Consider the following 23,848-nt stretch of genomic DNA (forward strand, 5'->3'; position numbering starts at 1 on the left):
TCGCCAGCGCCAGTGAAATAGCGCCTGTTCAGTCAGGGGAGGATGCGGACAGGAACGACAACGCCGAGCATCTGCGGGCCGTAGCGCCCCTGATCCAGGCGGTTGGAAAAGTAACGAACCAGTAAAAAGCCCAGCACGCCCCCCAGCAGGCAGCAGAGAATGGTAATCCCCTCCCCGCCCGAGAGCAGCGGCGCCAGCCAGAGCTGCCCCAGCAAGGCGCCGGCCAACAGACAGAACAGCGGCAGCACGTAGACCAGCGCAGCCCCGCGCAGCAGACTCTCCTGCGGGATACCGAGCCTCACTTGCTGGCCAACCCGCACCTCGGCGGTCAGCCTGACTCGCAAGCGGGGAGCTTTCAGGGGAAATGCCTTGGCCACGGTGCCGGTACCGCAGTTGGACTGCTGCTGACAACCACTACAGGCGGAGCGACGCTCGCACTCCACCCAGGCATGGTCACCCTCAATGGCCACCACGGTCGCCAGCTCTTCACTCATCTCATTCACGGCAACACCTCGGGTTCACACAATCAGGGGATCTGACCACGACTCGCCACGCTCGGCAAGCGGGGCAAAACCCCGCATCCCCCGTTACTGCACCGCTTCGTTGCGGGCCAGCGGCTGGACTGACTCGGCGATGCGCTTGGCGGTTTCGGCAGGCACCTCGCCGACCACGGTGATCTCGACCCCCACCTCGTTGACGTAGCTCACCAGCGAGGTCGCTCCCTGGCGGATCAGCTGCTGGCGCACCGCCTGCTTGGGATCGACCCGGGAGACATAGACCGAGAGATCCACCAGCCCATCGGAGAGCATCATGTAATCCACCGGCATACTGGTGGTCACCAGCTGGTGCCGATCTTGCGACAGCACCTTGAAGCCATCGGGCAGCCAGGTGATCTGCCAGTTCAACTGCTGTTGCGGCGCCGGATAGGCATCCTCCAGCGCCAGCGCCGGAGGCTGCTTGCTGTTGGCCAGCTTCACCAGCCAGGGGGCCGGTTTGCTCTGCAGATCCAGTTCGACACCAAGTACCTGCTCCACCAGATTGCCTTCCCGCTCGACCATGTCGATCCGCAGCAGCAAGTGGCTCTGCTCGTCAATCCAGAGCACGAAACCATATTTGTCGGCCTCTTTAGGCACCAGCCTCACCACCTGCGCCACCACACCGGCGACCCGGCTGCGACCGGCCAGCACAGGATCATAGCTCTCCAGCACCTGCGCCAGCGGCATCTTCACCAGGGTCGACCAGATGCCGGGGAAGCGGGCATCCTTCAGGGTGTAGGGATCGTGGCTGTTTTCAAAGAAGGTGTATTCGTTCTGGCGCTGGAGATACTCGATCGCCTTGCCGTCGAGGTAACTGAGGTGGGCCACTTCTTTGCCGTTGATCACGGCATGGCTGATGCGGATCGGTTCAAGACGCCCCTGACGGGCCTTGACCATGGACAACTCGAAATTCTGTTGCTGCACGGCACTCTGCATCTGCTGCAACAAGGCCTCGGCCGACTTATCGTCGGCCGAGGCCTTGGCACTGATCAGCAGGAGAGAGGCCAGCAAAATACGGCTGGACTGGCGCACGTTTGTATCCCTGACAATTCGTTATTGTTGGATCTGTCTGTCTTGCAACAGGCGCTGCTGCAACTGGTGGTCACGCAGGAAGGCGTTGATCCGCTCCCGCTGCTCCTGCATCTGCTGTTCGGTCAGCCCCTGCTGACGGGCACGGGCGCCATCCTGTTGCGGATAGTGAACACTCACCGGCGCCGCACTGCCACCGATTGGAATGGTATTGAGCACCGGATTAGCCGGAACGCCATCCTGTCCCTGATACTGCTGCACCCCGAAGATAACGGCAGCGGCCACGGATGCCGCAATGGCATATTGACCCAGTTGCTGACCGACACGGCGGAACAACGGAACCACATTGGAATCTGTCTTGACCGGCGCAACGACAGGTTGCCGCACGGGAGCCGTCTCGACCGGCTTGGGTGCCAGTATGGTGGGCTCATCCTCCAGCGCAGCCATGATGCTGTCACTGAGATCCAGTTGCAGATTGACCGGCAGGTCACCCCGCATGGCATCGCCGATCAGGTGGTAACGACCCCAGGTATCTTGCAAGTCGGAGTCCATCTCCAGCTCGTTCAGTACCTCTGCGTCACTCAGGTCACCATCCATCAGGGCAGAGATTTGCTCTTTATTTGCCATAAGTTAACCCGTCTTTCCCCAGTTAATTCTCGATCAGAGGTTGCAGCTTTTTATCGATTGCTTCCCTCGCCCGGAAGATACGGGATCTGACCGTACCCACTGGGCAATCCATGATTTCGGCAATCTCTTCGTAGCTCAGCCCTTCCAGTTCGCGAAGGGTGATAGCTGTCCTCAGGTCTTCCGGCAATGCCTCTATGGCTGAAAACACGGTGCGTTTGATCTCGTCAGTCAGCGCCAGGTTTTCGGGGGTTGAGACCTCTTGCAAGGCTTCACCACCACCATAAGACTCCGCTTCGTCAGCCTCCACATCACTGCTGGGCGGCCTGCGCCCCTGGGAGGTGAGATAATTCTTCGCCGTGTTCACGGCAATTCGGTACAACCAGGTGTAAAAAGCACTTTCGCCACGGAATGTCGGCAATGCACGGTAGGCTTTTATAAAGGCCTCTTGCGCCACATCGGGCACATCACCGGGATTGTTGACATACCTGGCAACCAGGTTGACCACCTTATGCTGGTATTTTTTTACCAACAGGTTGAAAGCTGCTTTATCGCCGCGCTGGACCCGTTCAACCAGCTGTTCGTCCAGTAGATTCTGGTCGCTCATCAGAGCCGTAAAACCCCCATCAGGTTATCGTTTTTCTTTTCCGGCCCTTCCTAAGCGCACAAGTTCAGACAGGGAGAATCAGAGAAAGTTCGCTTCAATTGAAAAAAATGTGATGCAGGCTGCATCCTCGCCCTCGCTTGGGCTACCATGGTGCCAGTTCTTAATCCAGGCCAATGATACTTATGAAAGCAAGTGTTGAATACCTTTGCGATGTACTGATCATTGGCAGCGGTGCCGCTGGTTTGTCCCTCGCGTTGCGATTGGCAGACCACGCCAAAGTCCTGGTTCTGAGCAAGGGGCCCATAAGTGAAGGGGCCACTTTCTATGCGCAAGGAGGCATCGCTGCCGTTTTCGACGAAACCGACAGCATCGAATCCCACGTGAGCGACACGCTCAACGCGGGCGCCGGGTTGTGTGACCCGGCAGTGGTCGAGTTCACCGCACGCCACGCCCGCGAATCCATCCAGTGGCTCATTCAGCAAGGGGTCCCCTTCGATCAGGAGGAGAACGCCGACGGCGAGTCCCAGTACCACCTGACTCGTGAAGGGGGCCACAGCCATCGCCGCATCTTCCACGCGGCGGATGCCACCGGCAAGGCGGTGCAGCTCACCCTGATCGATCAGGTTCGTGCCCACCCCAATATCCAGTTGATGGAGCGCTTCAACGCGGTCGACCTCATCACCACCCGCAAGCTCAACCTGCCGGGCAACAAGGTACTGGGCGCCTACGTCTGGAACCGCAACGCCGAGCAGGTCGAAGTGATCCGCGCCCGTTTCGTGGCACTGGCCACCGGTGGCGCCTCCAAGGTCTACCAGTACACTTCCAACCCGGATGTGAGCTCTGGCGATGGCATCGCCATGGCATGGCGGGCTGGCTGCCGGGTGGCAAACCTGGAATTCAACCAGTTCCACCCCACCAGCCTGTTCCACCCCGATGATCCCAACTTCCTGCTGACCGAAGCGCTGCGTGGCGAGGGGGCCTATCTGCGCCGCCCGGACGGCAGCCGCTTTATGCCGGAGTTTGACGAGCGGGCCGAGCTGGCGCCGCGCGATATCGTCGCCCGCGCCATCGACCACGAGATGAAGCGACTCGGCGCCGACTGCATGTATCTGGACATCAGCCACAAACCGGCCGACTTCATCATCAAGCACTTTCCGACCATTTATGAGCGCTGCCTCGCGGTTGGCATCGACATCACCAAGGAGCCGATGCCCATCGTTCCAGCCGCCCACTACACCTGTGGCGGCGTGATGATCGACAACAACGGCCAGACCGATATCCCCGGCCTCTACGCCATAGGTGAAGTGACCTACACCGGTCTGCACGGCGCCAACCGTATGGCCTCCAACTCCCTGCTGGAATGCGTGGTCTATGCCCATCAGGCGGGGGCCGACATTCTGGCCAAGCTGCCGATGAGTGTGGAGCCGCCGCGCCTGCCGGTGTGGGACGAGAGCAAGGTGGAAGATTCCGACGAACTGGTAGTGATCCAGCACAACTGGCACGAACTGCGGTTGATGATGTGGGACTACGTGGGGATAGTGCGTACCAACAAACGCCTGGCCCGCGCCAAGCGCCGCATCGACCTGCTCAAGCAGGAGGTGCAGGAGTACTACGCCAACTTCCGCGTCTCCAACAACCTGCTGGAGCTGCGCAACCTGCTGCAGGTAGCCGAGCTTATCGTCAACTGCGCCCTGCAGCGCAAGGAGTCTCGCGGCCTGCACTACAACCTGGATCATCCGGATATACTGCCGGACTCCAAGCCGACCGTGCTGACCCCGGAGCGGGATTAATCCCCCTTCCCGCCAAGCGTTGCAGCTATCAGTGACCCCGCCCCGGCGGGGTCACTTGTTTTCAACCGCTTTTCAGCCACAAAAAGAGTGCCGCCAGCCACATTGCAGCAGCTTATCGCGATAACTCAGCGCATAGTCATCACGGAAAGCAGGTGTCAGCGCCGAGACGGCAGAAAGTGGATGGCTCGCGCCAGCAGGCGGTAATGTTCGGGGGGAAGGGCGTCGGAGAAGATCCACAGTTGCCGTGGCGACACAACTCCACTCTCTTGCTGCTCGGGACAAAGCGCCAACCTGAGCACGCCGGGCAGAATGCGGCTTTTCTTGTCGAGCTGATAGCGGCAACCTTGCCACTGTAGCCACTGGCCATCCCAGACGAGCTCGCACGGGGGCGCGGCGAGCGCACGCCAGCTCAGCCAGAGCGACACCAACCAGACGGGCAGCCACAGTGCCCACTGCCAACCGGCAATCAGGCCAGCCACCGGCCAGAGCAGCAACAAAAAGAGGGCCACCAGCAAATATTGCTGATGGCGGGAGGGGTGAACCGTCATGATCACCCGCTCCACGGTATTACCCCTGGCGGTCGTGGCGCGCCTGATTGCGCTCCAGGATCATCGGGATCATGGCGGCAAATGCGGGATCGGCAGGGACACCATGACCCATGCACCATTTGAACAGATCCGGATCGTCGCTCGCCAGCAGGCGGATAAAGGTCTGCTGATCGGCTTCGCTCAGGGAGTCGAACTCGTGTTCGAAAAAGGGCATAAAGATCACATCCAGCTCGAGCATACCGCGACGGCAGGCCCACTTCAGGCGGGATTTTTCAACTGGGCTCAACATGGCACTCTCCTTACAAAGACCGGGGGATGGTACCAGCTGGATTTTCCGGCTGACAAACATTAGTTACGTCTTTACCATGCAGCTCACATACTTTCTCTCTGGAATACCATCGTGAGCCTGCAACCACCTGTTTTTCCTGCCGAGCCGACCCGCTTCCCCCTGACCAAGCTGGCCATCACCCGTATCAGCGGCCAGGATCGCGCCAAATATCTGCAAGGTCAGGTCACCTGTGATGTCAACGCCCTGCAACCGGGGCAACAGACCCCGGGCGGCCACTGTGATCCCAAGGGCAAGCTGTGGAGCAATTTCCGCCTGCTCTGCCTCGACGACAGTCTGCTGCTACTGACCAGCCCTTCGGTACTTGAGCGTCAGCTGCCGGAGCTGAAGAAATTTGCCGTCTTCTCCAAGGTCGAGATCGCCGCCGATGAGCGTCACGCCACCGGGATCGCCGGTACGGGCAGCGATGGGTGGATCGCCGAGCAGTTTGGCCTTCTGCAGAGCGGTCTTATCGACGGCGGCATGGCGGTGAAGATTGAACAGGATCGCTGGCTGCTGGTAAGCAATCAGCAAGCCGACGCCCTGCCGCAAGGTGACGAGTCACTCTGGTGGGGGCTCGAGATCAAGGCGGGCCTGCCACACATGGAAGCGGTGCATCAGGGGGAGTTCATCCCGCAGATGCTCAACCTGCAGGCACTGGACGGCATCAGCTTCAACAAGGGCTGCTACATGGGGCAGGAGACGGTGGCCCGCGCCAAGTATCGCGGCGCCAACAACCGCGCCCTGTTCCTGCTGGCGGGCAGTGCCAGTGAGCCGGTCAATGCGGGCGATACCCTGGAGCTGCAACTGGGTGACAACTGGCGCCGCAGCGGCATGGTGCTCAACGCCTGGCAACAGGCCGGGCAGGTGTGGCTCACCGCCGTACTGCCGAAAGATACCGAGGCTGACGCCCAATTCCGCCTCAAGCAGGACGAAGGCTCCCGCCTCACCCTGCAACCCCTGCCTTACGCCCTGACCGAGTAAGGTCGGCTAGCGAGGCACGCGCGCCAGCAGTGCCTCCTTCAGCCAGCGCCCCGCCTGCCCCAGCGGGCGGGCGCGATGCCACTGCAACTCCAGCGCCAGCGCGTGGCTGGCGATAAAGTCGGGCTCCAGCACCACCACCTCGCCCCGCTTCAGCGGTTGATGCAGCAGAAATTCCGGAATGGCGGACCAGCCAAGGCCCCGCTTGACCAGCTCCAGCACCCCGAGATCCCCCTCGACCCACCACACCTGAGCCGAGATGCGAAAACGCTGGCGCTCGCTCCCTTCCCGTCGGCCGGTGACCATCAGCTGGCGTGCCCCCTGCAGATCGACCTCCCGCAGCGGCTGCTTGCGGGCCAGCGGATGATCCGGTGACACCACCAGCGGCATGGTCACCTCCCCCAGCGAATGGGCGACAATCTCTCGCTGGGGATGCACCTTCTGATAGCTGATGCCGAGCTGGGCCCGGCCGGTCACCAGCATCTCGGTCACATCTTCCATCAGCGGGAAGAGCAGCTCCAGCTCCACGGTCGGGTAACGAGTGGCGAACTCCTCCAGCAGGGTGCCGAGCCAGGGGAGGTGGGAGTCATCATCGATGGCCAGAGTGAGCCGCGTCTCCACCCCGGCCGCCAGCTCCCCGGCAATGGATTGCAATCGTTCACTCTGCGCCAGCAGGATCCCCGCCTCCTGCACCATGCGGGCCCCCGCCTCCGTCAGCTGCGGATAGCGGCCGCTGCGGTCAAACAGGGTGAGCGCCAGATCGATCTCCAGATTGGCGATGGCGCTGCTCACCACCGACTGCGCCTTGCCCAGCTTGCGGGCGGCAGCGGAAAACGAGCCGGTTTCGGCGGCCGCCAGCAAGATCCTCAGTTGTTCCAGTGATGGCGTCATCTTATGGCCCTCCGGCAAGCTCTCTAATCCATCTATTTTAGCGATGGATACCAACATGAATCTATCGCTAAAGATCTATAGATTAACCAGCAATCCGTGAATAAATCTGATTGAGAGAGTGACTTATGCGTACCCGTAACGATCGCCTGCGCCATGCCATTGGCTTTGAATTCATTGGCCTGCTGATTGCCGCCCCGCTGGCCAGCTGGGTTACCGGGGTCGGGCTCAACCATATGGGCCCGCTGGCACTGTTCTTCTCGGTGCTGGCCACCGTCTGGAACTACATCTACAACATCGGGGTCGACAAGCTGCTGCTGAAATATCAGGGCCATACCCACAAGACCCTGTGGCAACGGGTGCTGCATACCTTCGGCTTTGAGGGCGGTCTGCTGATCGTCGCGCTGCCGGTCATGTCCTGGTGGCTGAGCGTCAGCATGCTGGAGGCGCTGGTGCTGGATCTGGGCTTCGTTGTCTTCTACCTGATCTATGCCTTCGTCTACAACTGGGGCTATGACAAGGTGTTTCCCATTCCCCGCGAAGTGCCGCACGGCATGCCCCAAGAGGCGCGCTAAGGCACGAATCAGTTGGATTGAAACCGAGAAGTGAAGGTCAACAAGGGAAGGCAACAGAAGAAACGGCACGGCCCCATCATGGCAGACATGATGGGGCCGCAACAGGGATCAGCGCTGGCAGGCCGGCTGATTCAGAGGTAAGGATTCAAGCCTGCCCGTCGCTCAAGCCTGGGCCTTGAGCTCTTCGCCACTCTCGTCGGCAGCGGCAGCCTCTTCAGGCTGAGCCTGGGCGGCCTGCAGCGCTTCCAGCTCGCTCTGATAATCGCTCAGGATCTGCTGGGCAACCGCCATATCTCCCTTGTGTTTGCGCTCGAACAGATGGTGCTGCACCACACCGTTGAGATACTCCACCGTGATGGGCTGCTCCAGGGTGGCCATCAGCTCCTCTTTCTCCAGCTCGGCATTGATTTCATCGGCGGTCGTGCGCAGCAGCCCGGCCAATTGAACCAACATGCGGCGCTCACCTTCGCGCAGCAGGCTCAACATGCGGTTTCTCTGCTGCTCATTCTGTTGGGTCATACATTTCCTTACGTCAATTGGGAACAAGCCCGCTCATTCTGCCCTGTCCCCATGACAGCGTCTATCTCATGCCCCCCACAAATTTTTAGCGCTGGCTCACAAATGGCTACAGATGCTATTTGAAGCGGCTCTGGGGTATAGTAGTCGCTGATTTTCAGGCGCTTTTTTCACCTTCATCCGCAGAAAAGGATGACACGGCAAGGGCGCCTGCCCGGTTTACCCCAACGAGGTGAAGATCCGCTTTATGACCGACGCCATTGTGGTGCTCTGCACCTGCCCAGATCAAACCAGTGCCGACCTTCTCTGCGAACAGCTGCTGAACCAGCGGCTGGCCGCCTGCATTAATCAACTGCCGGGCATTACCTCCGTCTATCGTTGGCAAGGCAAAGTAGAGCGCGCCACCGAGATCCAGCTCATCATCAAATCCCGCCAGCCACTCTTTGCCGAGCTGCAGGCATGTATTCAAACCAATCACCCCTATGAGGTTCCCGAGCTGCTGGCCCTGCCGGTGAGTGCCGGACTACCCGCCTATCTCGACTGGCTCAATGGGGAGACCTCATGACGTTCACCCGCTTGCTCTCTCCCCTGTTGCTGCTCTGTGCCCTGTTGATGACAACAGTGGGCAGCGCCCCTGCCCACGCCAGCAGCGCCGATCTGCTCAGCTCGCTGGGCATTGAGGCCAATGCCAAACCCAAATTTTTGCAGGTCGATGAGGCCTTTCAGATCGAGAGCGAACAGCGTGGCGATCAGCTGCTGCTGACCCTCCACATCGCCGATGACTACTACCTCTATCGCCACAGCCTGCGCTTCAAGGGGAACAACCTCACCTTCAGCGAGCCGACCCTGCCGGAAGGCACCGAGCACGAGGATGACTTCTTCGGCAAGACCCGGGTCTACTACCAGCAGGTGAGCATCGCGGTGCCGCTAAAGGAGGTGGGGGAAAATGCCACCCTGCGGGTGCGCTATCAGGGCTGTACCGACGGCCTCTGCTACCCGCCGACCGACAAGCTGATCGATGTGGCCCCGCTGGTCACGGCAACCACAGTGTCCACTGCTGAAACGGCACAAAACGTCGCACCGGTTAGCCAGCAGGATCAGCTGGCCGCTGCCCTCGGCCATCAGGGGTTCTGGCTCAGCATCGTCGCCTTCTTCGCACTGGGGCTGGGGCTCGCCTTCACCCCCTGCGTCTTCCCCATGTACCCAATCCTGACCGGCATCATCGCCGGCGCCGGTCATCGCCTCTCCACCGGTCGCGCCTTCCTGCTCTCCATGGTCTATGTGCAGGGGATGGCGATGACCTACACCCTGCTGGGGCTGGTAGTGGTCTCGGCAGGGCTGAAATTCCAGGCGGCGCTGCAACACCCCTATGTGCTGATCGGCCTCTCGGTGATGTTCGTGCTGCTGGCCCTCTCCATGTTCGGGCTCTACACCCTGCAACTGCCGAGCAGTTTGCAAACCCGGCTCTCCGGCCTCTCCAACCGCCAGCAGGGCGGCTCGGTAGTCGGGGTCGCCATCATGGGGATGATCTCCGGGCTGGTCTGCTCCCCCTGCACCACAGCACCGCTCTCGGGGGCGCTGATCTACGTAGCCCAGAGCGGCGATCTCTGGCTCGGCGGGGCGGCGCTCTATGCGCTCTCACTGGGGATGGGTCTGCCGCTGCTGCTGCTCGGCACCTCGGGTGGCAAGCTGCTGCCCAAGGCGGGCGCCTGGATGGATGTGATCAAGCAGCTGTTTGGTTTTGCCCTGCTGGCGGTGCCGATCCTGCTGCTGTCACGGCTATGGAGCGATCAAGTTACTACCCTCGCCTGGCTCGGCTGGGGGCTGCTGCTGTGCGGCTACCTCTATCACCACAACCAGCACCAACCCCACTCGGTGGCCCAAAGCGTGCGCGGCTTCGTGCTGTTGCTGGCGATGATCAGCGCCGTGGTGGTGGGCAAGGATCTGCTGCAACCGGCCACCCCTGCTGCCGTCACGGCGGGCGCTAGCCAGAGCGCCCCGCAGTTTATCCGCATCAAGACGCTGGATGATCTCAAGGTGCAGCTGGCCGCCGCCCGCGGCAAGCCGGTGCTGCTCGACCTCTACGCCGACTGGTGCGTCGCCTGCAAGGAGTTCGAGCACAAGACCTTCAGCGATCCCGCGGTGCGGGAGCGCTTCGGCCAGATGGTGCTGCTGCAGGCGGATGTTACCGCCAACGACGATGCCGATGTCGAGCTGCTCAACACCCTCAATGTGCTGGGGCTGCCGACCCTCATCTTCTTCGACCGCGAGGGCAAGGAGCTGACAGGGCAGCGGGTCACCGGTTTTATGGGGCCTGCCGAGTTTCTGGGCAGGCTTGATCAGCTACGCTGACCAGCGGCCCCCTGTCGAAAGACAGGGGGCCGCCTCATACGTTACGTACTGATTTTTCTGGCAATCTCTTGTATATGACCGGCAGCATGGCAGAATTTGCCCTTCGATTGTCTCGCCCGTCCGGAGTTTTGATGAAAAAGTGGTTCATCCCCCTGCTAGCCCTCTGGCTTTATGGCTGCAGTGCAGGGCCCGGTGAAGAGGATATCCGCCAGCAGGTCACCGCCAAGCTACTGGCCGAGACAGACGCCAACCTGTTCGATATCAGCGACTTCACCATCCTCGGCAAGGAGGAGCGGATGGAGGGGGTCTATCTGGTCAAGGTGAGTTACCAGCTCCACTTCAAGCAGGGGCTCGATCAGTTGCAGGTGTTGCACGACGAGGACCTGGTCTACGACCGGGTTGGCCCCTTCCAGCAGGAGATGGGGCTGATGGAGCTCGAGCGCAAATATGGCGAGTTCGAGGCGGGCCAGGTGCTGCCACAAGAGGCCGAGGTGTGGATGATGAAGGACGAACAGGGGTGGCGGCTGGCGGAACCGGCGCAATAAAGGGCAACAAGCCCCTCATGTCTCTGCAACGGCTGGGCTGCCGTTGCCAACCAGCTCAAACCTGGGTATCGACCCGATACCCTTTTCGCTCGACAGGTTCGTTCGGCAGCTTGCTGGCCAACCCTGACAGCACCTCCTTGAGGGTGACCCCGCTCTCTGCCGCACCACGGCTCTCCAGCAGCTTGGTCAGCTGGCTCTGCAAGGGGTTGACCGCTTCACGCTCGGCTCCTTGCTCGCTCTCTTTTTCCTGTCCGCCCTGCTGATCCAGCGTCTCCAGCAGGCGCTCCAGATCCCGCTTGAGCGGGTTTTCACTGCTGTCGGCGATGGCGAGTTTGCGCTGTTCCTGCTCTTGCCGCTGTTGTTGCTGCAATGCCAACTGTTGCTCCTGCTGCTGTTGCAGGGAGCCCATCATGGTGTTGATGAACGCTTCCAGCGAATCCCTGATTGAAACAGTGCCACCGCCGCTGCTCTCCCCTTGCGGTGACAGCCCCAGCTCATCCAGCACAGCGCCAAGGTCGCGCACCAGGCTGTCACTGCCCGTTGATGGTGAAGTCGCAGCCCGCTCCTGTGCCTGCACGGCGGGAGAACCCTGCCGTTGCGCCAGCGGGGTGAGCCCGCCTGACGCGACCACATTTATCTCCATCTTGGCCCTCCTCTCCCCGTCCTCGGCCCTTTCTCGGCAAATATTCCGGCAATCTGACAACCCCTTGCCCCTTGGCAGATAACCGCTCTCACACCTAAAAGATAGCGCCAATCGGACGAGATTGGCGCGAATGCATCTTTTGGTCTATCGGGCGGAACGATAGTGCTAACCCGCTATAAACAAGGGCTGGCAAGGGGGCTTATTTCAGCCATCACTGCACAGGCTGACAATGGGGGTCAGAAGATATCCTTCATCCGGTGCCACAGCATACCCAGTGCCAGCAGCGGGGAGCGCAGCGCCGGGCCGCCGGGGAAGGTGATATGGGGCACGCTGGCAAAGAGATCGAAACCCCGGCTCTCGCCGCGGATCGCCTCGGCCACCAGCTTGCCCGCCATATGGGTGGCGTTGAGGCCGTGACCCGAATAGGCCTGGGCGTAGAACACGTTTGGGTATTCCTTCAAGCGGCCAATCTGCGGCAGCCGGTTGGCTCCGATCCCGATCATGCCGCCCCACTGAAACTCGATGGCAGTGCCAGCCAGCTCGGGGAAGACCCGCAGCATCTTGGGCAACATGAAGGCCTTGATATCGCGGGGATCCCTTCCCGAGTAGTTGCAGGCCCCGCCGAACAGCAGACGACCGTCGGCGGAGAGGCGGTAGTAGTCGAGCGCTACGTTCTGATCGCACACCGCCATGTTTTGCGGCAGCAAGCGCTGGCGCAAGCGGCGATCCAGCACCTCGGTGGCGAGGATGTAGGAGCCGGCAGGTAGCACCCGCCCTCCCAGCTCTGGATTGAGGTCGTTGAGATAGGCGTTGCAGCCGATCACCAGATAATCGGCGGTGACCCGCCCATGAGCCGTGGTCACCTCGACCTGCTTGCCGTAATCGATATGGGTCACCCGGGAGTGTTCAAACAGGGAAACCCCGAGGCTGGCTGCGGCTCGCGCCTCGCCGAGCGCCAGATTGAGGGGATGGAGATGGCCGGAGCCCATGTCGATAAGGCCGCCAATATAGCGATCAGACCCCACCACGCTATGGATATCTTCCCGCGGTACCAGCTTGAGTTCGTGCTCATAGCCGAGGCTCGCCAGATGGTCGAACTCCTCCTCGAAGCCAGCCAGATGGCGTTGACGGGTGGCGAGGTCGCAGTAACCCCAGGTGAGATCGCAGTCGATATTGAAACGCTCCACCCGCTCGCGCACCAGCTGCACCGCCTCCAGCCCCATCAGGTCGAGCTCGCGAACCCCCTCCTCACCAATCCAGCGGGCAAACTGGCTGGTATCGTGGCCGATACCGCGAATAAGCTGACCGCCGTTGCGCCCAGAGGCGCCCCAGCCGATGCGGTTGGCCTCCAGCAGCACCACCTTGTAGCCCGCATCAGCCAGATTGATGGCGGTGTTGAGACCGGTAAAACCGCCGCCGATGATGCAGACGTCAGCCTTGTGCTCCCCCTCCAGCTCAGGCCACTGTTGCGAGTCGTTGCGGGTGGCCGCGTAGTAGGAGGCGACGTGTTCCTGATATCCGTTGTGCTTTCCTGCCTGCATACTCAGCATCCTGCCTTGGTTGCAAATTGTTTAATAAAATAAGCAAAGTTGTTTCGATAATACCCAGTTCCCCCTCCACTCACCAACCGGTGCGGATCACAGAAATGCAAAAGGCGCCCCGAAGGGCGCCTTTTCATGCAATCAAGGTGCTGTAACGAATTACAGTACGTCGATGGCGTTCAGGTCGGAGAATGCTTTCTCCAGACGAGCGATCATGGAAGTCTGACCTTCACGCAGCCATACGCGCGGATCGTAGTACTTCTTGTTAGGCTTGTCGGCGCCTTCCGGGTTGCCCAGCTGGCCTTGCAGGTAAGCTTCGTTCTTCTTGTAGAAGTTCAGCAGACCTTCCCAGGTTGCCCACTGGGTGTCGGTGTCGATGTTCATCTTCACTACGCCGTAGGAGATGGACTCGCGGATCTCTTCCAGAGTGGAACCTGAACCACCGTGGAATACGAAGTCCAGAGACTTGGCTGGAACGCCAAACTTCTCGGAAACGTACTTCTGGGAAGCGTCCAGGATTGACGGGGTCAGCTTGACGTTACCCGGCTTGTATACACCGTGTACGTTACCGAAGGAGGCAGCGATGGTGAAACGCGGGCTGATCTTGGACAGACGCTCGTAAGCGTAAGCAACATCTTCCGGCTGGGTGTACAGAGCGGACTGATCCATGTGGCTGTTGTCGACGCCGTCTTCTTCGCCACCGGTGCAACCCAGTTCCAGCTCCAGAGTCATGTTCATCTTGGCCATGCGGGTCAGGTACTCGCAGCAGATGTCGATGTTCTCTTCCAGAGACTCTTCGGACAGATCCAGCATGTGGGAGGAGAACAGCGGCTTGCCGGTTTCAGCAAAGTGCTTCTCGCCCGCTTCCAGCAGACCGTCGATCCACGGCAGCAGCTTCTTGGCAGCGTGGTCGGTGTGCAGGATTACCGGCACGCCGTAAGCTTCGGCAACAGCGTGAACGTGCTTGGCACCAGAGATGGCACCCAGGATGGCAGCTTTCTGACCTTCCAGCTTCAGACCCTTACCGGCGGTGAACACGGCACCACCGTTGGAGAACTGAACGATAACCGGCGCTTTAACCTTGGCGGCAGCTTCCAGTACGGCGTTCACGGAGTCGGTACCAACGCAGTTTACGGCCGGCAGAGCAAAGCCGTTCTCTTTAGCGATGGCGAACACTTTCTGAACGTCATCACCAGTGATCACGCCGGGTTTTACGAAGTCGAAAATTTTCTTAGACATGTTTAATCGTCCTGTCTCGTATGCCGTTAATAAAAAATGGGGGGTTCATCATGAACCGGCACAGCGGGCACATGATAAACGAAACGGGAGGCTTTTGCCCCCCGTTCCGGGTCAATTAGGCTTTGGCGCGCTGTTCCAGAATCGCAACAGCCGGCAGTACCTTGCCTTCTACGAACTCCAGGAAGGCGCCGCCGCCAGTGGAGATGTAGGAGACTTTGTCAGCGATGCCGAACTTGTCGATGGCAGCCAGGGTGTCACCACCGCCAGCGATGGAGAAGGCCGGAGAAGCAGCGATGGCTTCAGCGATCACCTTGGTGCCTTCGGCGAACTGGTCAAACTCGAATACACCAACCGGGCCGTTCCACAGGATGGTCTTGGCGTTCATGATGATGTCAGCCAGGGCCTTGGCAGAATCCGGGCCGATGTCGAAGATCATGTCGCCGTCGGTCACGTCAGAGACGGACTTGATGGTGGCCGGAGTGGACTCGGAGAACTCGGCACCTACAACCACGTCGGTGGTCACAGGAATGTTGGTCTCGGCAGCCAGTTTCTTGGCGGTGTCGATCAGGTCGTGCTCGCACAGGGACTTGCCGACGTTGTGACCGGCAGCAGCGATGAAGGTGTTGGCGATGCCACCACCGACAACCAGCTGGTCAGCGATTTTGGAGAGGGATTCCAGTACGGTCAGCTTGGTGGAGACCTTGGAGCCGCCAACGATGGCAACCATCGGGCGCTCGGGCTTCAGCATGGCTTTGCCCAGGGCTTCCAGTTCACCCGCCAGCAGCGGGCCGGCACAAGCAACAGGTGCGAACTGAGCAACACCGTAGGTGGAACCTTCGGCGCGGTGAGCAGTACCGAACGCATCCATTACAAAGACATCACACAGGGCGGCGTATTTTTTGGCCAGCTCTTCGGTGTTCTTCTTCTCGCCTTTGTTGAAGCGGCAGTTTTCCAGCACAACCAGCTCACCGGCAGCGACTTCTACGCCATCCAGGTAATCCTTGGCCAGGCGAACCGGGCAGGACAGAGCGTCTTTCAGATAGTTGACAACCGGAGCCAGGGAGAATTCTTCGTTGTATTCACCCTCGGTCGGACGACCCAGGTGGGAGGTGATCATCAGCTTGGCGCCCTTTTCCAGAGCCAGCTTGATGGTCGGCAGAGTCGCAACGATACGTGCATCGGAGGTGACCTTGCCGTCTTTTACCGGTACGTTCAGGTCAGCACGGATCAGAACGCGTTTACCCGCCAGATCCAGGTCAGTCATCTTGATAACAGACATATTCAGTCCTCTATATTTTCCAGGTAATGTTAAAAACAGTAACCTTTCGCCCGGGGCAGGCTCAGCCTGCAACCATCATGGCCCGGGTGGTATCCAGCATCCGGTTTGCGAAGCCCCATTCGTTATCGCACCACATCAACATCTTGACGAGGTTGGCATCGCTCACCCGGGTCTGGGTACCATCAATGATGCATGAGTGCGCATCATGATTGAAGTCTACGGAGACCAGCGGTTCTTCCGTGTAATCCAGAATACCGTGTAATGTACCTCTGGATGCCCGTTGCAGGGCTTGATTTACGTCACTAACTGTTACTTTTTTACGAACAGTAATACTGAGATCCATCGCTGTTACATTGATGGTCGGCACCCGCACCGCGATCGCCTCGAACTTGCCGGCGAAGTGGGGCAGGATACGCTCCAGCCCCTTTGCCAGCTTGGTGTCCACCGGAATGATGGACTGACTGGCAGCGCGGGTTCTGCGCAAGTCACTGTGGTAGGCATCGATGACTTGCTGATCATGCATGGCCGAATGAATTGTCGTAATAGTACCACAATTTATCTCGAATTCTCGATGCAATGTTTCAATCACCGGCACCACGCAGTTGGTGGTACAGGAGGCGTTGGAGACGATCCGCTCCGCTCCGGTGAGGGTATGATGGTTGACCCCGTAAACCACGGTGGCATCCACATCCGCATCCGCCGGGTGGGAGAAGAGCACCTTACCCGCCCCCGCAGTCAGATGCAGCTCGGCATCGGCCCGCGAGCCGAATACCCCGGTGCAGTCGAGCACCACATCCACCCCCAGCGCCCGCCACGGCAGCTTTGACGGATCCCGCTCGGCAAACAGGGAGATGAGATCCTCCCCCACCAGCATGCTGTTGCCCGCCAGTTGCACCGGATGGTGGAAGCGACCGTGACTGGTATCGTAACGGGTCAGGTGCACCATGGCCTCGGGGGCCGCCAGCTCGTTGATGGCGACGATCTTGATGGTCTTGTCGCGCCCGCTTTCATAGAGGGCTCGCAACACGTTGCGACCGATCCGCCCGTAACCATTGATGGCAATCTTGATCATCGAGAATCCGTTTCCTTGAACCAGCAACAGGGCGGCGCACCGGCCGCCCGGGAGCCCCGGCTACGACAGCAGGGCCTCCTTGAATTCACCGCGGGCCAACAGTGCGGCCCCGAATACCCCGGCACTGTCGCCAAGGGCAGGAGCAATAATGGGGGCTCTGAAGCGGGGATTAAAGAGGAAGGGCAAAATTGTCTGCTGCCCTGCGCTGTAAAGGCTCTGCACATTGCCCACCCCGCCGCCGATGACGATCACATCCGGGTCGAGAATGTTGACCACGTTGGCCAGCGCCTGACCAAACAGCAGATGCAGCCGGTCGATGGTGAGCTTGGCCACATGATCGTGAGCCGTGGCGGCCGCGATTTGAGCGAGCGAGAGGTGGCGCTTGGCCTTGGCTTCGTACCAGGCCTCCAGCGCCGGGCCGCTGATCAGGGTCTCGACGCAGCCGCGCTTGCCGCAGTAGCACTCGGGACCATCAGGGGAAAGCACGTTGTGGCCCCACTCACCGGCGATGCCGTGATGACCGTTGAGAATGCGGCCGTTGATGACGATACCGGAGCCGACCCCGGTGCCCATGATGATGCCGAACACCACTTTCGCATCGGGATGGTGCTGGCGCACTGCACCGAGATGGGTTTCTGCCAGCGCGAAGCAGTTGGCGTCGTTGGCGATCAGCACCGGCACACCCAGCTTGCGCTCCAGATCCTCCTTGAACGGCTTGCCGTTGAGCTCGGTGGTGTTGCAGTTCTTCATCAGGCCGGTCTGCGGATCCCGCGCCCCCGGCGTGCCCATGCCGATGACAGTCGGGCGCTGGCCAATCTTCTCGGCACACTCAGCTACCAGTTTGGCGATCTGGCCGATCATGTGCTCATAACCGCCCGCCCGCTCGGTGGGGATGCGGTGGCGCAGCAGCACCTCGTCGCCATCCAGCACCACGCATTCACACTTGGTACCACCAAGATCGATACCCCAATCCAGTGACTTGCTGCTCATCTTGCCTCCTGCACGGCCGCCACGCTCTCGTCGTCACGGCGCCTTTTTCAATGTAAAACGGGGCCTGACGGCCCCGGATTTCAAACACACTCTTCTTCTCTCGCCCCGGCCTTAGCGACCATGGTACTGGGCGGAGAGCTCGTGTACCGCGTTGACGAACACACCGGCATGTTCCGGGTTCACATCCTGATGGATGCCGTGGCCGAGGTTGAATACGTGACCATTGCCGTGACCGAAACCGGCCAGAATGGAGGCGACCTCTTCACGGATGCGAGCCGGAGTGGCGTAGAGCATGGAGGGATCCATGTTGCCCTGCAGCGCCACCTTGTCACCGACCCGGCGCTTGGCATCGGCGATGTCGGTGGTCCAGTCCAGACCCAGCGCATCGCAACCGGTGGCGGCGATCTGCTCCAGCCACTGGCCGCCGTTCTTGGTGAACAGGGTGACCGGCACGCGGCGAGCGTCGTGCTCGCGGATCAGGCCATCGACAATCTTGTGCATGTACTGCAGGGAGAAATCGCGGTAATCGCGCGGGGTGAGCACGCCGCCCCAGGTGTCGAACACCATGACCGCCTGGGCACCCGCCTTTATCTGGGCGTTGAGGTAGGCAATCACGCTGTCGGCCAGCTTGTCGAGCAGCAGGTGCAGGGTTTGCGGCTCTGCGTACATCATCTGCTTTATCTTGGTGAACGCCTTGGAGCTGCCCCCCTCCACCATGTAGGTGGCCAGAGTCCATGGGCTGCCGGAGAAGCCGATGAGCGGCACTTCGCCCTTCAGTTCGCGGCGAATGGTGCGCACCGCATTCATCACATAGCCCAGCTCATCTTCCGGATCCGGAATGGGCAGCGCCTGCACATCGGCCATGGAGGTGATCGGACGCTCGAAGCGCGGGCCTTCACCCTGCTCGAAGTAGAGGCCCAGCCCCATGGCATCGGGCACGGTGAGGATGTCGGAGAAGAGGATGGCGGCATCGAGCGGGTAGCGGCGCAGCGGCTGCAGGGTGACTTCACAGGCCAGCTCGGCGTTGCGGCACAGGGACATGAAATCCCCCGCCTGGGCGCGAGTCGCCTTGTATTCCGGCAGATAACGGCCAGCCTGGCGCATCATCCATACCGGGGTCATATCCACGTCCTGACGCAGCAGGGCGCGCAGGTATCGATCGTTCTTCAGCTCTTTCATCCCAGTTCCTGAGTTCGTATCACGCATAAAATGGCGGTCATAATACCACTTTGCCCAGTCAAGCGGACTGCCCAAAACGTGGCAAATGGGCGCGCGGTTGCAAAGATGTGAAGGGGCGCAAACCAGAGCGCCCCGTTTTTAAAAAGAGGTGCAAAAAGGTTGGCGAAAAGATAAGCGCCGTTACCCCTCGCCAGCCAGTGACAACTCGATCAGCCGCCGAGCAATGGTGCCGTGAGGCGGCAAACGCGGCAGCCGGTCGGCGGCAAAGAAAGCGGCTGCGACCAGTTCGTCATCCTGCACCAGGATCTCGCCGCTCTCGTAGTCGGCGGTAAAGCCCATCATCAGGCTGTGGGGGAAGGGCCAGGGCTGGCTCGCCACATAGCGCACATTGCGCACCCGGATGCCGCTCTCCTCGAACACCTCCCGTGCCACGCACTGCTCGAGGTTCTCCCCCGCCTCCACAAAGCCGGCCAGCACGGTATACATGGGATCGTCCGCCTGGTAGTGACGGCGATGAGCCGCCAGCAGGATCTCCGGCCCCTTGCGCACCGCCACGATAATGCAGGGGGAGATACGCGGATAGGCCATGTGGCCGAGGTGGCACACCTGCGCCCACTCCCCCGCCTTCGGGGTCATGGGGGCGCCGCACTCGCCGCAGAAACGGTGGGTGCGGCGGAAGGTAACGAGCTGCCAGGCACGGCCGGCGAGACGAAAGCCCTCTTCGGCCCCCGCCACCATCAACTGGCGCAGGGGGGCCATCATAGTCGTGTCGGCCTCAGCCCCCAGATCGAGCAGATAGCAGGGCAGCCCCTGCCACTCATCAAAACGCTCGAAACGGGCACCGGCCAGCGCTGCGGGCAGGCACGCTTTACTTCCTTGTGGCACCTCTCCCTGCTGATCGAGCAGTACCAGATGATCGCCCCCCAGCACGAACCAGCGGGCTTGTTCGGTTAATGACATCAGATAAACACTCTCGTTATAACAAAACCCTGGCTACGGCGGGCCCGCCAAGGGGCAAACGCCACGCGAATGGCTCCCATCTTACGACCAGCACGGGTCGCTGACGACCCCGCCGTGGCCGATTGTCCCATTCGTAAAAAACGGATGGTGCAAATGATGGTGCAAATAAAGAGGCCGCCCGAAGGCGGCCCGCTGTTATCCCGTATCCGGCCTCTATCGACGCGGATCAGGCATCGCCCATCGCCAGCAGGGAGGCGTTGCCCCCCACCGCCGTGGTGTTGATGGTACGGGTCTTCTCGGTAACAAACCGCCCGAGATAGTGAGGGCCACCCGCCTTGGGGCCGGTGCCGGAGAGCCCCTGGCCGCCGAACGGTTGCACCCCGACCATGGCGCCGATCTGGTTACGGTTGATGTAGACGTTGCCCACGTTGATACGGCTCGCCAGCTCCTCGGCGTGAGATTCGTTGCGGCTGTGGATCCCGAGCGTCAGGCCATAGCCGGTGCCGTTGATGTCGCCGATCACCTTGTCCAGATCCCGGGTGGCATAGCGCACCACGTGCAGGATGGGGCCGAACTGCTCCTTGGCCAGCTCGCGGATGGAGCCAATCTCCAGTGCGGTCGGCTGGACAAAATGCCCTTCCATGGTCGCGGCCGGCATCGGCGCCTGGGCAATCAGGCGAGCTCGCGGGATCATGTAGGCCAAATGAGCATCCAGCCCCGCCTTGGCATCGGCATCGATCACCGGGCCGACGTCGGTGTTGTGCTCGGCCGGGTTGCCCACTTTCAGCTCCTGCATGGCGCCGGTGAGGATCTCCAGCACCCGCTCGGCGATCTCCTCCTGCAGGTAGAGCACCCGCAGGGCCGAGCAGCGCTGACCGGCGCTCTGGAAGGCGGCGCTCACCACGTCGCGCACCACCTGCTCCGGCAGGGCGGTGGAGTCGACGATCATGGCGTTCTGGCCGCCGGTCTCGGCGATGAGTGGCAGGATGGCGCCATCGCGCTGGGCCAGGGTCATGTTGATGAGCTTGGCGGTCTCGGTGGAGCCGGTGAAGCAGACGCCGCCGATACGCGGATCTGCTGTCAGCTTGGCCCCCACGGTGGCGCCGTCACCGGGCAGCAGCTGTAGCACGTCGCCTGGAATACCGGCCTGATGGGCCAGCGTCACCGCCAGATGGGCGATAAGGCCGGTCTGCTCCGCCGGTTTGGCGATGACGGTATTGCCGGTGGCCAGCGCAGCGGCGATTTGGCCGAGGAAGATCGCCAGCGGGAAGTTCCACGGGCTGATGCAGACAAACACCCCGCGTCCCTGCAGGAACAGCTCGTTCTGCTCGCCGGTGTAACCGGGCAGCAGGGTCGCCTGCCCCATCAGACTGCGGGCCTGCACCGCGTAGTAGCGGCAGAAATCGACCGCTTCACGCACCTCGTCGATGCCATCTTGCAGCAGTTTGCCCGCCTCGCGGGTACAGAGGGAGACGAACTGCTCGCGGTTCGCTTCCAGCAGATCCGCCAGCTTCTCCAGCGCGGCGGCCCGCTCGCTCACCGGGGTTTCGCGCCAGCGCGGGAAGGCAGCGTGGGCAGATGCCAAGGCCTGCTCCACCGCCTGCTCGTCGGCCCAGTGGATCTTGCCGACGGTGAGGCTCACATCCTGCGGGCTCAGCACGGTGCGTGCCTCGCTGCGCTTGAGGGTCTCGCCATCGACGATGGGGCCCGCCAGCCACTGCTTGCTCTCCAGCTCTTTCAAGCGGGCGAAGAAGGGGCGCTGGATGGAGAGGATGTTCATGTTGACGCCGCTGGAGTTCTTGCGGTCGCTGAACAGGTTCACCGGCTGCGGAATGCGGTCGTTGGCAAAGCCGGAGTAGCGCTTGAGGGTGCGCAGCGGATGCTCGGCCAGTGAATCCACCGGGGTGTTGGGGTCCACCAGCTTGTGAACGAAGGAGGTGTTGGCCCCGTTCTCCAACAGGCGGCGCACCAGATAGGGCAGCAGATCCTTGTGGGCGCCGACCGGCGCATAGATGCGACAGTGCAGGCCGGGATTGTCGTTCAGCACCGCGTTGTGCAGCTCCTCCCCCATGCCGTGCAGGCGCTGGAATTCAAACTGGCGATCACCGGCCATCTCCAGAATGCTGACCACGGTATTCGCGTTGTGGGTGGCGAACTGGGGGGCGATAAAGCCGCGAGTCGGCTCGCTCAGCAGGTAGCGGGCGCAGGCGAGGTAGGAGATATCGGTGCCCGCCTTGCGGGTAAAGAGCGGGTAGCCGGGCAGGCCCGCCTGCTGGGCATATTTCAGTTCGCTGTCCCAGTAGGCGCCTTTTACCAGTCGCACCGGAATGAGGTCACCCTGCTCGCGAGCCAGGGCGGTGAGCCAGCAGAGTACCGGCAGCGCACGCTTGGAGTAGGCCTGCACCACCATGCCGAGCTTGCCCCAGCCGCGGTTGGCGTCGGAGCGGTAGAGCTGTTCGAACAAGTCCAGCGACAGCTCGAGGCGGTCCATCTCCTCGGCATCGATGCTGATGGCCACATCCTTGTCGCGGGCCAGACGCACCAGCCCCACCAGCCGCTCGCACATCTCGCCGAGCACCCGCTCGCGGTTGGCCACGTCATAGCGCGGATGGAGCGCCGAGAGCTTGATGGAGATGGAGGGGGCCGGGCCGCCGTCGCTGATCCGCTCGTTGCCCACCGCCTCGATGGCGTTGCGGTAATCGGTCAGATACTTGTCGGCATCCTGCATGGTCAGCGCCGATTCACCCAGCATGTCGTAGGTGTGGGTGTAGCCCAGCTCGCGGGATTTGCGGCTCGCCTTGAGTGCCTCCTTCATGTCGCGCCCCAGCACGAACTGCTTGCCCATGATCTTCATGGCGGCGTACATGGCGGAGCGCACCACCGGCTCCCCCAGCTTGTTGACCATGCGCCCCAGCAGGTTGGCCGGGTTGCCGTCGAGCTTCTTGTCGAGCTTGATGATCTTGCCGGTCAGCATCAGCCCCCAGGTGGAGGCGTTGACCAGAGTAGAGTCGCTCTTGCGGAAATGAGATGACCAGTTGGCGCCGGAGAGCTTGTCCTTGATCAGGGCATCGGCGGTCTCGGCATCGGGAATGCGCAGCAGCGCCTCGGCCAGACACATCAGGATGATCCCCTCCTGGGTATCGAGACTGTACTCCTGCAGGAAGGCGTCGATACCGTCACCGGAGCCGCTCTCCTTGCGCACCTTGGTCACCAGAGTACGGGCACGCTGGGTCACCTGCTCCAGCGAGGCGCCATCCCCCGGCAACATGGCCGACAGTTCGGCCAGATAGGCATTTTCATCCACCACATAGTTCTGGGTGATGGCTTCGCGCAGGGCGGCCAGATCGGAGGGGATATAGTCAGCGGCAAGCACTTGAGTAGCTTTGAACATATGGGGTCTTCCTGTACGCCCTAGGGCTGATATCGACAAAGGCGGACGCGCCGCCGAAACGCCGATAATGTATACAATGTTGCACCCTATATGAAATGAATTTGTTGCCACTCTTTAACAAAGATCGCTCATTCACCCCATGAACTCCCTTTTGAAGCCAATACGCCAGCAAGCGTGAGGGTCATCTGACTTCATTTTGTATACGATCTGCCGCCGCTCTATCGCAAAGCAACCACGC

The 23,848-nt window shown here is 61.1% G+C and carries 23 protein-coding genes; 6 read left to right on the plus strand and 17 right to left on the minus strand.

What is annotated here, in order from left to right:
• Positions 1–32: 32 nt before the first annotated feature.
• The 4 genes from AB5Y67_RS05225 to rpoE form a co-directional block, all read right to left on the minus strand.
• Positions 33–494, minus strand: a complete 462-nt coding sequence (locus tag AB5Y67_RS05225; RefSeq protein ID WP_040068038.1) for a SoxR reducing system RseC family protein — start codon at positions 492–494, stop codon at positions 33–35.
• Between the two features lie 93 nt (positions 495–587).
• Positions 588–1,568 carry a MucB/RseB C-terminal domain-containing protein gene (locus tag AB5Y67_RS05230; protein WP_005335407.1) on the minus strand — a complete coding sequence of 327 codons (981 nt, stop codon included), beginning with the start codon at positions 1,566–1,568 and terminating at the stop codon, positions 588–590.
• A gap of 21 nt (positions 1,569–1,589) precedes the next feature.
• Positions 1,590–2,192, minus strand: a complete 603-nt coding sequence (locus tag AB5Y67_RS05235; protein WP_368207579.1) for a sigma-E factor negative regulatory protein — start codon at positions 2,190–2,192, stop codon at positions 1,590–1,592.
• Between the two features lie 22 nt (positions 2,193–2,214).
• The gene (rpoE, locus tag AB5Y67_RS05240; protein WP_005335411.1) at positions 2,215–2,796 is read right to left on the minus strand and encodes an RNA polymerase sigma factor RpoE; all 582 of its coding nucleotides are present in this window, start codon (positions 2,794–2,796) and stop codon (positions 2,215–2,217) included.
• Between the two features lie 182 nt (positions 2,797–2,978).
• Here rpoE and nadB point away from each other — a divergent pair, with 182 nt between their 5' ends.
• Positions 2,979–4,586 carry an L-aspartate oxidase gene (nadB, locus tag AB5Y67_RS05245; protein ID WP_123172442.1) on the plus strand — a complete coding sequence of 536 codons (1,608 nt, stop codon included), beginning with the start codon at positions 2,979–2,981 and terminating at the stop codon, positions 4,584–4,586.
• 155 nt (positions 4,587–4,741) lie between these two features.
• Here the strand turns inward: nadB and AB5Y67_RS05250 are convergent, their stop codons facing one another.
• Together AB5Y67_RS05250 and AB5Y67_RS05255 are read right to left on the minus strand one after the other, a co-directional pair.
• A complete protein-coding gene (locus AB5Y67_RS05250) occupies positions 4,742–5,134 on the minus strand; it encodes a protein YgfX (protein ID WP_123172441.1) in 393 nt (130 codons plus the stop codon).
• A 19-nt stretch (positions 5,135–5,153) separates the two neighbouring features.
• Positions 5,154–5,423 carry a succinate dehydrogenase assembly factor 2 gene (locus tag AB5Y67_RS05255; RefSeq protein ID WP_005335417.1) on the minus strand — a complete coding sequence of 90 codons (270 nt, stop codon included), beginning with the start codon at positions 5,421–5,423 and terminating at the stop codon, positions 5,154–5,156.
• Positions 5,424–5,534: 111 nt separating this feature from the next.
• Between AB5Y67_RS05255 and ygfZ the strand changes: the two genes are divergently transcribed.
• A complete protein-coding gene (gene ygfZ, locus AB5Y67_RS05260; RefSeq protein WP_162518310.1) occupies positions 5,535–6,443 on the plus strand; it encodes a tRNA-modifying protein YgfZ in 909 nt (302 codons plus the stop codon).
• Between the two features lie 6 nt (positions 6,444–6,449).
• Here ygfZ and AB5Y67_RS05265 read toward each other — a convergent pair whose 3' ends face one another.
• Complete coding sequence (locus tag AB5Y67_RS05265) at positions 6,450–7,331, minus strand: LysR family transcriptional regulator (protein ID WP_005335421.1); 882 nt, start codon at positions 7,329–7,331, stop codon at positions 6,450–6,452.
• A gap of 125 nt (positions 7,332–7,456) precedes the next feature.
• Between AB5Y67_RS05265 and AB5Y67_RS05270 the strand changes: the two genes are divergently transcribed.
• On the plus strand, positions 7,457–7,903 hold the full coding sequence (locus AB5Y67_RS05270) for a PACE efflux transporter (RefSeq protein WP_005335423.1): 447 nt from the start codon (positions 7,457–7,459) through the stop codon (positions 7,901–7,903).
• 162 nt (positions 7,904–8,065) lie between these two features.
• On the opposite strand, the gene AB5Y67_RS05275 is transcribed toward AB5Y67_RS05270, so the two are convergent.
• A complete protein-coding gene (locus AB5Y67_RS05275; protein ID WP_005362699.1) occupies positions 8,066–8,422 on the minus strand; it encodes a hypothetical protein in 357 nt (118 codons plus the stop codon).
• A gap of 244 nt (positions 8,423–8,666) precedes the next feature.
• On the opposite strand from AB5Y67_RS05275, the gene cutA reads away from it, so the two are divergent.
• The 3 genes from cutA to AB5Y67_RS05290 all read left to right on the plus strand — a co-directional run bounded on the left by cutA (position 8,667) and on the right by AB5Y67_RS05290 (position 11,316).
• Entirely contained in the window at positions 8,667–8,984 is a 318-nt protein-coding gene (gene cutA / locus AB5Y67_RS05280) for a divalent-cation tolerance protein CutA (protein WP_064341342.1), read from the plus strand.
• Positions 8,981–10,771 (plus strand): protein-disulfide reductase DsbD, encoded by a 1,791-nt coding sequence (locus tag AB5Y67_RS05285; protein WP_199428483.1) that lies wholly within the window; start codon positions 8,981–8,983, stop codon positions 10,769–10,771. The genes cutA and AB5Y67_RS05285 overlap by 4 nt, the downstream gene beginning before the upstream one ends.
• A gap of 131 nt (positions 10,772–10,902) precedes the next feature.
• Positions 10,903–11,316, plus strand: coding sequence for a hypothetical protein (locus AB5Y67_RS05290; RefSeq protein WP_042080037.1), 414 nt, complete (start codon positions 10,903–10,905; stop codon positions 11,314–11,316).
• 55 nt (positions 11,317–11,371) lie between these two features.
• Here AB5Y67_RS05290 and AB5Y67_RS05295 read toward each other — a convergent pair whose 3' ends face one another.
• The 9 genes from AB5Y67_RS05295 to putA form a co-directional block, all read right to left on the minus strand.
• Positions 11,372–11,959: a hypothetical protein gene (locus tag AB5Y67_RS05295; RefSeq protein WP_199428484.1), complete on the minus strand. Its 588-nt coding sequence runs from the start codon at positions 11,957–11,959 to the stop codon at positions 11,372–11,374.
• Positions 11,960–12,195: 236 nt separating this feature from the next.
• A complete protein-coding gene (locus AB5Y67_RS05300; protein ID WP_199428485.1) occupies positions 12,196–13,500 on the minus strand; it encodes an FAD-binding oxidoreductase in 1,305 nt (434 codons plus the stop codon).
• Positions 13,501–13,659: 159 nt separating this feature from the next.
• Entirely contained in the window at positions 13,660–14,739 is a 1,080-nt protein-coding gene (gene fbaA, locus AB5Y67_RS05305) for a class II fructose-bisphosphate aldolase (protein WP_005340963.1), read from the minus strand.
• Positions 14,740–14,854: 115 nt separating this feature from the next.
• Positions 14,855–16,018 (minus strand): phosphoglycerate kinase, encoded by a 1,164-nt coding sequence (locus tag AB5Y67_RS05310; protein WP_005335436.1) that lies wholly within the window; start codon positions 16,016–16,018, stop codon positions 14,855–14,857.
• A 61-nt stretch (positions 16,019–16,079) separates the two neighbouring features.
• Positions 16,080–17,090, minus strand: coding sequence for an erythrose-4-phosphate dehydrogenase (epd, locus tag AB5Y67_RS05315; protein WP_199428486.1), 1,011 nt, complete (start codon positions 17,088–17,090; stop codon positions 16,080–16,082).
• A 60-nt stretch (positions 17,091–17,150) separates the two neighbouring features.
• A complete protein-coding gene (locus tag AB5Y67_RS05320; RefSeq protein WP_199428487.1) occupies positions 17,151–18,080 on the minus strand; it encodes an ROK family protein in 930 nt (309 codons plus the stop codon).
• 111 nt (positions 18,081–18,191) lie between these two features.
• A complete protein-coding gene (gene hemE / locus AB5Y67_RS05325; protein ID WP_199428488.1) occupies positions 18,192–19,259 on the minus strand; it encodes a uroporphyrinogen decarboxylase in 1,068 nt (355 codons plus the stop codon).
• A 180-nt stretch (positions 19,260–19,439) separates the two neighbouring features.
• Entirely contained in the window at positions 19,440–20,219 is a 780-nt protein-coding gene (gene nudC / locus AB5Y67_RS05330) for an NAD(+) diphosphatase (protein ID WP_199428489.1), read from the minus strand.
• Between the two features lie 226 nt (positions 20,220–20,445).
• On the minus strand, positions 20,446–23,610 hold the full coding sequence (gene putA, locus AB5Y67_RS05335; protein WP_325794144.1) for a bifunctional proline dehydrogenase/L-glutamate gamma-semialdehyde dehydrogenase PutA: 3,165 nt from the start codon (positions 23,608–23,610) through the stop codon (positions 20,446–20,448).
• Positions 23,611–23,848 lie beyond the last annotated feature (238 nt).

The organism is Aeromonas sp. s12 (genome assembly GCF_040907925.1).
GTDB lineage: Bacteria > Pseudomonadota > Gammaproteobacteria > Enterobacterales > Aeromonadaceae > Aeromonas > Aeromonas veronii.